We start from the raw sequence: 8644 nt of genomic DNA, 5'->3' as shown, positions 1-8644 counted from the left end.
CGAGGTCGCGGTGCCGGTAGCCATTGCGTTGCGCGGTGCGGTCGGGGCTGGGCTTGCCCCATTCCGCGCCGACGACGGCGTCAGCATCCGCGGAGAGGAGCGCATTGATCGTGGTCTGCAACAGGCTGCGCATCAGATCCGCCCGACGCGTCGGTCAAGGCTTCAGCGAGCACGCTCGCAGGGTCGACAATGTGAAGTGCGGTCATCGTGATGATGCCTTTCGAGTGGAGGTAAGAGACTTCTCGAAGGATCACACGGTGACCGCGCCCACGTCCGAAACGACGAGCCGGCCACCGCGCTACACCACATTACGGGGCACTACTTACGTTCCACCCACAGCAGCGAAGGAATCCCCTGCTGAGGCGCTAACGGTTCTGAATGACCCGGCAAGGTCGCTTGCTGATCTTGCATTCGTGTAACCAAGTGTCACGTGCGCCCCGGCGTTGAATAGTCCTCCTGATCGTCAACAACAAGACCTTCCACGTGGCTAAGTAGTCACCTTGGTGCTCTCGGATCGCCGTAGCACCTCCGCGTGTCGTGCCGCGAACATTTCCCACAACGTCGAGAATCGCGGGATGTCGCTCATCTACCCATACCTTGTGACGGATGCGTACCCCGGAACGAGCGACGCCTCGCTGTCGCGCGGCATCGGCCATGGCGTGTTTGTTCAGATAGTGGAGGATCACGACGGGGTGGTCGCTTCTGCTGGACCTGAACGCCTGGCCTCTGGCGGTGGAGGTATTGAGGTTTGTCTGCCTGAGGCGATCGCCAACCTCGATGCCTTGCTCAGATCCGGAGCGATCGGTTCGCGCGTTTTCCCGACTGGTCCGGGAGGGATGCCGTTCGCGCTATTTGGCGGTCACTGGGCAGCGTCGAGCGTTTTGATCCTGCCGTCCTTGTTGTCGATACTCGGCCCGCATCTGGGGACCAAACTGGTTGCCTCAGTCCCGCATCGGGAGGCGCTGCTTGTGTTCCCTGCTTCCGACGCCTCGTCCCGAGACGAAGTCCGTGACTTCGTCCGCGAACATGAATCCGACGGTGCGCGCCCGCTGACACCGGAGCTTTTCGCCCTCACCGCCGGCTGGCCACATCCGATCGACTGACGCCAGTCGCTATCGAAGCAATCTCTCCAACACTAGGAAGGCATTGGCTGAGGGGTCGTGTTCGCGAGTACATAAGGAGGCCACCCGCGATAAGAACAAACGCGATACCCAGGAGCAGCAGCCCGCAGCGGCGGTGAATATCGCTCTGCTTAAGCACAGATTTGTGGCTTCATCCCAGTGTCCAGTAGGGACTGTACCCGGTCACGGAACTGCGGATCTTGTTCCAGCTTCGTTGTCCGAGAGTGGCGTCGCCGACGAATCATCGGGTCAAGGAGCTTCGCCAGCTATCGCGAGAGAGGCACTGCGGAGCAGATCGAATACGAAGTCGGCGAACCCTTCGCCTTCCCAGCGAACGAAGTCGTCCCTGATAAAGAAGCCGGTGGAATCCTCCGCGCTGAGACGGACCAGCCCACCGCTGAGCATCGCCGTGAGCATTCGTGACCACTCGGAGTCGTCACCCTCGAGCCGGTGCAGGACCCACCGGGCAGCCGACGGAAAGCGAGGGATAAGCAGGTGCTCTTGGGATGTGGGGAACGTGACGGAATCGAAATGTGAACCGCGGAACTCGACATCGTAAAACTCGGAGTCGCTGAAATCCACCGAGCGCATCGGATGCCCGACGCTGGTCACGGTGACGAAGTCTCTATTCTCGAACAGCACATCCCGTAGCGGACCGGCGAAACGGATTCCTTCGAGCCTCGAATGGCGAAACGAAGCGCCCTTCAGATCGGCGTTACTGAAATCCACATCGTCGAGGTCGGCATTGTGAATGATGGCGTCACGCATCTTCGCGCGCTGAAAACTGACGTGTCGCCACTGGTTGCGTGGGTATTTCTCGCCCGCGCCGATGAGCGCCCCCTCTAGCTTCGCACGCGTGAAGGACGTGTGTTCGATCGACGATTCCCACACACGCAAGCCATCGAGCGAAGCACCGTCGAAAAGGCATCCCCCGACTTCCACCGACGACCACCGCATGTGGTCCAAGCTCGCGCCACGGAGGTCCAAGTCTTTCCAACGCGCGTTCTCCACGGTCCCGTAGATGGTCGCGGGTCGCTGGCTTTGCAGATGGTGCATCGCGAGCCCGCGCAGATCGTGGCGCCCATCGATCGAGTCCAGATTTCGCGGGCGACGCGCGCGCCCATACAGCCACGCGGATACCGCAGCGGCAAGCGCTCGACCTTCGGCAGTATCCCAACGTTTCCGCAGCTCGACCATCGTCATTTCGTGAACAAGCCTATTCCCTGACCGAACGGGTCGCTGTACTGGTTCAAGTGCGCTTGAAACCTACCGGGAGTGGTGATGTCCCACCAAGTATTTGTATTCACGTCGTGAAAGTCGGGGCCGTATTCGCCAGATTTGGATATCCAAAGGCTCAGACGAGAGTCGCCCTCGACAGAGTTCTTGATCGCACTGTCGAGGACCTGCCCTCTGAACATTTCGTATAGATTGCCGTTCTTGCCGGCAGCCAGCTCCTGCTTGGCAGACAACGCAATGTCCCCGGCGTCAAATCTGGCCACGGCGGCGTCGGTGTGTTCCTGGAGTATCGAGCTGATTTCAGCTACCGACTGCTCAGTCGAGATTTCGGTGACTGCGCCGCCTTCTTCGACAAGGAATGCGCCGCAGACCCCCTCGGTCGCCGCAATACACCCGACCACCGTGAGTGCTATTCCACCCACCACGACCGCCGTACCAGCGGCTTCCCCCAGTCCGGTCCAATCGACAGGGCCGTTCTTGAACTTGTCAGGCAAAGGCGACCACGTATAGAAGCTGAAGAACTGGCTAGCGTTCGTGGGAGCGTGCAAGAGATTGGCGTCGCCCGAGCTGTCGGAAGATTGGTGTTGGCTCGGACCGGATCCGCCGTTACCCGCGGGAGGTGGAGCGTTGGAGATGTCGGTTCCGTCGCCGTTGGCTGGTGCGCCGTAGTAGGCGTTGCGGCACGCGGCGGTATTGCAGCTAGGGTCGGGGTTCGTGGGTTCGTTGCCGGAGGGATCGGCTTGGGTAATCGGGTTATTCAGGGCGTAGGTGTAGCCATTGTTCTGCATCGGATTGTCCGGAGCCAGGACGCTATCGACGGAGAGGAATTTCCCGATGGTGGGGTCGTACGCGCGGGCTCCAACGATGCTTAGACCCGTTGTGGTCGATTGTGGCGCGTTGAGGTAGGTGTTGGTGCTTGACCAGCTGGCTGACGTACCGCGGGCGTTTCCGTATGGGTCGAAATACCGCTCGGTCGTGGCCGCTGTTGTGTTGTTGATCTCGAGGTACGGGGTTCCGTTGGCGTCGGTTCCGACGAAGTTCAAAACGGACCCAGTGACACCAGCCTGGGTTGTTCGTTCGGCAACCAGCTGGCCGCTGATGCTGTAGTCACGTACTGCGGAGGCGGTTGTCGTCCCGGGTGTGACGTGGAGTTGGGTATCCCCGACGAAGAGGGTGCTTCCCGCGGTTGGATCTGTTTGAAGCAGGAGGTTCCCGGATGGGTCGTAGATGTTCGATTGAGTGTGCGATGAGACATTGTCTGAGGCGAGTTTGCCCGCTGCATCGAACGTGAGGGTCTGCCCGGGGCGCGTTGCAGTGTTACCGGCTGCGTCGTAGCTGTAGCTGGATGTCGAAGTGGTCCCACCGGTGGCCGCTACTGTCGTGATGGCGTGTGGTTTGGCTGCGCCGGCTGCCGGGTACGAGTATGTGTTCGTCGTCGATGGCGCACTGGCCGAGGTGCCGTGCTGGACTTCTTGGGTCCGGTTGCCGGTCGCGTCATCGACATTGAAGCTCTCCCAGTAAGGAGCGGGCCCCCCGATGTTGCTTGCGGATGCTGCGGTTGTGCAGTTGCCGTCGGTGGGCGTCCAGGCTTGGGTGAGGTTTTTCAGGTAGTCGTAGTTGAAGCATTGGGTGTCAGTGGCGGAGATCCCTGCGTTTTTCAGGCTGGTGACATTTCCGCTGTGGTCGCGGCCGTACGTGAGGGTGGCTGGGGTGGAGTATGCGGTGCCGTTGTACTCGGTTTCCTGGATTCCTGTGACCGCTCCAGTGGCCGCGTCGTAGCCGAAGCTTGTCGTGTCGAGAACGCTGGTTCCCTTCTGGATCTGCGCTGTTTGCCCGATCCCGGTGAATGAGACGACGCCGTAGGAGGTTGAGCCGTGCAGCCCGCTGAGTTGAGCGGTGGTGTTGTAGGTGAAGTGGAGAGTTTCGGAGGCGAGGCCGCCTTCGGCGGGCAGGATCTCCGCGGCGAGGCTTTCGTCGCGGTTGTAAATGTTCGATGTGGTGTAGCTTGTGCCGGCGAATGCGGGAGCTCCGGCGGGAATGCTCAGTGTGGTTCCGGTGGGCTTGTACGCCTTGTCGTACCCGTTGACCGTCGCCTTGTAGGCGGCGCCGGGAGTTCCGGGCACGGATCCCTGGTAGCTGGTGGAAGAGGCGAGTTGACCGGTTGCGTTGGCGACGGTGTCGTACGTCCACGCTGCAAGGAGGCTCCCCGTAGTACCGCCAGCGTATTCGGCGAGTTTCCGGTTAAGCGGGTCATAGGTGTACGACAGTTGTTGCCCGCGAGCATCGGTGCTGGTGAGTAGGTTGCCCGCTAGGTCATAGCTGGTTGAGGTCGTCCCGGTGTCCGGGTCGGTGGCCGAGGTTTGGTGGTTGAGGACGTCGTATGTCCAGCTCCACGCATTACCGGCCTGGTCGGTCATGGAGGACATGTTTCCGCGCGCGTCGTAGGTGTACGCCGTGGTGTCGGTCGGGGCCGTGGTCGATACAGACGCGGCCTGATATTGGACGAGCTTCGTCTTTTGTCCCGCAGAGTTCGTGAAGACGCTCGTGGGTGTCCCGCCGGTCGGGGGGTTGGTGTCGGTTTCGTTGGTGAACGGGTAGACGTAGCTGGTGCGGAACTGTTCCGTGCCGTAGCTGTTGGTGATCGAAGCGGTTGTCCGGCCGGCGCCGTCGAAGGTCGTGACGAGCGAGGTTGGGATGTTCTGTGGGTTGTTGGCGATGAAGACCGTGCTCGACGGGGTCACGGAGGTCGTCCAATAGGGGCCTTGGGTGAAGTTGGCTTGACCGTTGGCGTCGTAGCCGGTGTCGGTCACGATGGTGCCACCGGCAGGTGAGAGGGATTGTGTCTGGACTGCTCGGCCGAGTCCGTCATACAGGGTGTAACTGCTCAGGGTCGAGTTCGAAGTCCACGTCGTGGTCTCGACCGATGATGCGGCGGTCTGGGAAAGGGCGTAAGTGTATGCCGTGTTCGGGTTGGTGGGGTTCGTGCTTTGGGCGTTCCCGGGTAGCCAGACCCCGGTTCGCCGGCCGAGCGCGTCGTAGCTGGCGCTGGTGACCAGTCCGTTCTGATCTGTGGCGGAGGTCTCCAGGCCGAGTGCCGGGTTGAACTGAACCGACGTGGTCCAGGAAACCGGTGCGGAGTTGTTCACGACCGACTGTGAGCTGTTGGCTGCGGCGTGGGCAGCGCCCGCTGTGGGCGTGTAAGTCGTGGTGGTCGTGTGGCCGAGGACGTCCGTTCGCGCGAGCGGGCGTCCGAGGCTGTCCACGGTTGTCGTGGATGCGGTCGTGAACTGCGGTTGACCGTTGGTGTAGCTGGTTGCCACCTGTGTTGAGGTCACGTTCCCGATTGTGGGAGCCGCACCGAGGGTGCTGCTGCCGTCGTAGAACGTTCGGGTGTCTGAGATCGCGTCGGCAGGGAAGGTGGGACTGGTTCCGCACTTCTGGCCGACCGTGACGCTCTCGGCGGTCGCGCCGATGATCCAGGCGGTCAAATTCGGGGCGGTCGCCGTGATTGTTTGGCAGGTGTTTGTGGCGCCGTCGGAGTGCTCAGTGTCCACCTGCGTGACGAATCCATAGGTGGGGTCGAACGTTGTGTTCGTGGTCGTGGTGGCGGTGCCGGTGGAGTTCGGTGTGGTTACGACCGTCTGCGCGTCACCGGTCAGGTAGGCAGTCCCGCTGGAGTCGGTCGCGGTGGCAGCGGACACCCATGGCGTGTGGATCGCTTGCGAGAGCTGGGACCCTGCAGCGCCGTTGAGGGTCTTTTGTGAGTAGACCCTGCCGGCGAACCACAGCGAATCCAGGATCGTCGTGCCGGTGACGTCAACGGTCTTCGTTCCACCCGACGCGTTGGCCCGGTCTTGGTCGAGGCCCTGGTAGTACACGTAGTCGTTCTCGTGTTCCTGGGCTGGAATCGTCGGGTCACCGGTGAGGACGTTGACGGTGTTGAAGCCGGCGAAGACTGACCAGGTGCGCTGGGCGTCCGGGATCAACGGTGAGGTGTCGTATCGCCAGCCCGGGGTGCCGTAAGTGTAGGTCGACTGTTGGATGACGTCGTTGCTTCCCCCTGTTGTCGGGTTGCTGACGACGCTATTGATGACGTACTTGTTGAAGAGGTCCTCTCGCTGGGTGCCGCCCTGCGGGGTCCACCATTCAGGGAAGCACAGTTCGTTGTTCGACCACGGGTTCGCCTCGATCCCGGAAACCTGCGCGGCGGTGCACTGTGGTGATGAGTAGCCCACCGTTGTCTGTGCGCCGAGAGCGGAGGTGATCCCGGAGATCCGGTACCGGTTCAGGGGCAGTTCGCCGTCAATGGCGTAGACGCGGTTCTGAAGCGTGCGTCCGGTGAAGGTTGTGGGCGGTTCGCTCAGGCCGGTGGTAGAGCCTACGTGCCCGGTGTGCGTGATTGATGTGAGCCAGAGGGCAGCACTGCTGCTGTCTCCGGGGTCCGGGAACGAGTGGCCAAGCGTCCAGGTGTCGACGGTGGAGTAGGCCGTGCTGGACCACACGGAGGTGGTGATCGTGTCGAGCATCGAATTGGACCAGAAGGTGGGCGAGAGCTGCGTTGAGCACGTTCCGGTGGTGCAGTTCTGGTCGTACGGAATATCCGGGTAGTTCGCGGGGACAGCTGGGGTGACGGCACTTCCTGAAACTGGCTCTGCGGTGCAATTCGCGTGACTCGCGTCGCTGCATCGGCCGTAGCTGTCGTACCCGAAGGACACGATTTGGGAGGGTGTGTTTGCGGTGTGGATGCTCGAGCTGGGCGCACCGTATTGGATAGATGCGAGTTCGCCGCCGCGGACATACGGTGTCGCCGTGGTGCCATTTAGCGCGTACTCGTTGGTCTGCGCATTGTAGGTGAAGGCTTCGGCGTTCCCGTTTGTGTCGATGACCTCGTCGAGATTCCAGCGCCATCCTTGACTGCACGATGACGCGGCGAACGTCGCGGCGTGGCACGGCTCCCCCGGGTCGTTCCCGAACACCGGGACCGTCCAGGTGGAGTTCGAGGACGGGTTTGCGCCGAAGAGGTAGCGGGTGCCGTCTGCTGTGGTGACGGTCCAGCAGTCGCTGTCGTAGGTTCCGTTGCTCCCACAGGACGCGCCGCTCGTGTGCTGAATGCGCGTGCCGTCGTCGTGCAGCAGCCGCCAGTTACCGCTCGTACCGATTTGGACGAGCTGGCCGGTGTGACCGTTGAGGTCCAGGGTAGCGTTGTCGGTCTTCCAGCACAGGTCGCCGGAGGTGGTGACGGGACCCGAGGAGCCATCGTCTAATGCGCAAGGAACATACGTGCGTTCGATGAATCCGGATCCGGTGATATGCCAGCCATCTCCAACCGATGAGGGCTGATTGTTGGTGGAGGCTGTCTCGCCATCGATCGACTGCGAGTCGTACGCCAGCGACAGATCGGGAGCGGGCCCGGCAGCAGTCGGCGGCACCCGCAGTGGGTAGGTCCAAGAGAAGTCGCCCGTTTGGGCGCTGACGTCCCAGGTGTCGGAGGGCTTCAGTGAGGTGGCGGTAAAAGTGCCGGTCCCCGCAGTCGATGAGGGAGCGGCGGTCGCCGCGAGAAGCATGGGCGTTGCGGAGACCTGGGCCGCGGTTACGACCGATTTGCTCGACGGGTCGGCCACGGAGGAAAGTGCGCTGGTTTTTGGTGAGGAGCTCGCTTTGGTCGCGGGCAGCTCGGTCCAGTGAATGCGGGAGGCGTAGTCTGCGCCAAACAGTGAGTTGAGAAGCGTTGCAGGAATTCGGATGGCGGTCGTCGCTTGGGAGCGAGCCGAGTCCGAGCGCTGGAGCTGGATCACCAGCCCGGAGAGCCCGAACTTCTTTGCCTGGGACGCGGAAAGAACTTGGGCCGTCACGGATTTCACGCTGGTCGAAGGGCCGGAGTGTGAGCCGACGTCGGCTGGTGCAAGTTCAATTCCTGTAGCGCCGACCGCCTGCCACGCCCCGAGCAGATCACCAAACCGCTTCCCCGCGAACTTCATCGCCGTTCGGCGTCCATCTGGCTTTGTTGCAACCGTGTACGTGCCCGCCTTCGGCAGGCTCTTCAGGTCGGGCTTAACACTGTTCGAAGAAGGCGCGGCGGTCGCGGAAGCGACACTGTTGGCGTGATGACCAGGAACGGGTTTGCCCAGCACAGGCTTGGGTGCCTCCGTTGTGGCAAACGCAGGGGTAGCGGTGATCAGCGCACTCACGAGCACTGCGATCGCTGCCGCGCCTACTCCACGCTTAAGAAAACCGGCCGGCCCAACTCGACGTGCTCGCATGCTGCCCTCTGTTCTTGACGCTGTTCG

At 62.0% G+C, this 8644-nt stretch carries 3 protein-coding genes and 1 pseudogene; 1 reads left to right on the top strand and 3 read right to left on the bottom strand.

Annotated elements, in window-relative coordinates:
* Positions 1–206: pseudogene (locus BM287_RS16675) on the bottom strand (transposase); the annotation flags it as partial.
* Between the two features lie 369 nt (positions 207–575).
* Here BM287_RS16675 and BM287_RS16670 point away from each other — a divergent pair.
* Complete coding sequence (locus BM287_RS16670) at positions 576–1103, top strand: DUF1444 domain-containing protein (protein WP_090107356.1); 528 nt, start codon at positions 576–578, stop codon at positions 1101–1103.
* Between the two features lie 267 nt (positions 1104–1370).
* Here the strand turns inward: BM287_RS16670 and BM287_RS16665 are convergent, their stop codons facing one another.
* Both BM287_RS16665 and BM287_RS16660 read right to left on the bottom strand, forming a co-directional pair.
* Positions 1371–2324 (bottom strand): pentapeptide repeat-containing protein, encoded by a 954-nt coding sequence (locus tag BM287_RS16665; RefSeq protein ID WP_090041923.1) that lies wholly within the window; start codon positions 2322–2324, stop codon positions 1371–1373.
* Positions 2321–8545, bottom strand: a complete 6225-nt coding sequence (locus tag BM287_RS16660) for an RHS repeat domain-containing protein (protein WP_170857603.1) — start codon at positions 8543–8545, stop codon at positions 2321–2323. Before BM287_RS16660 ends, BM287_RS16665 begins: the two co-directional genes overlap by 4 nt.
* Positions 8546–8644 lie beyond the last annotated feature (99 nt).

Origin of the sequence: Leifsonia sp. CL147, from assembly GCF_900114565.1 — a bacterium.
In the GTDB taxonomy this organism is placed as follows: domain Bacteria; phylum Actinomycetota; class Actinomycetes; order Actinomycetales; family Microbacteriaceae; genus Leifsonia.
The sequence above is the reverse complement of the archived record's forward strand: the minus strand, read 5'-3'. Positions and strand labels throughout refer to the sequence as shown.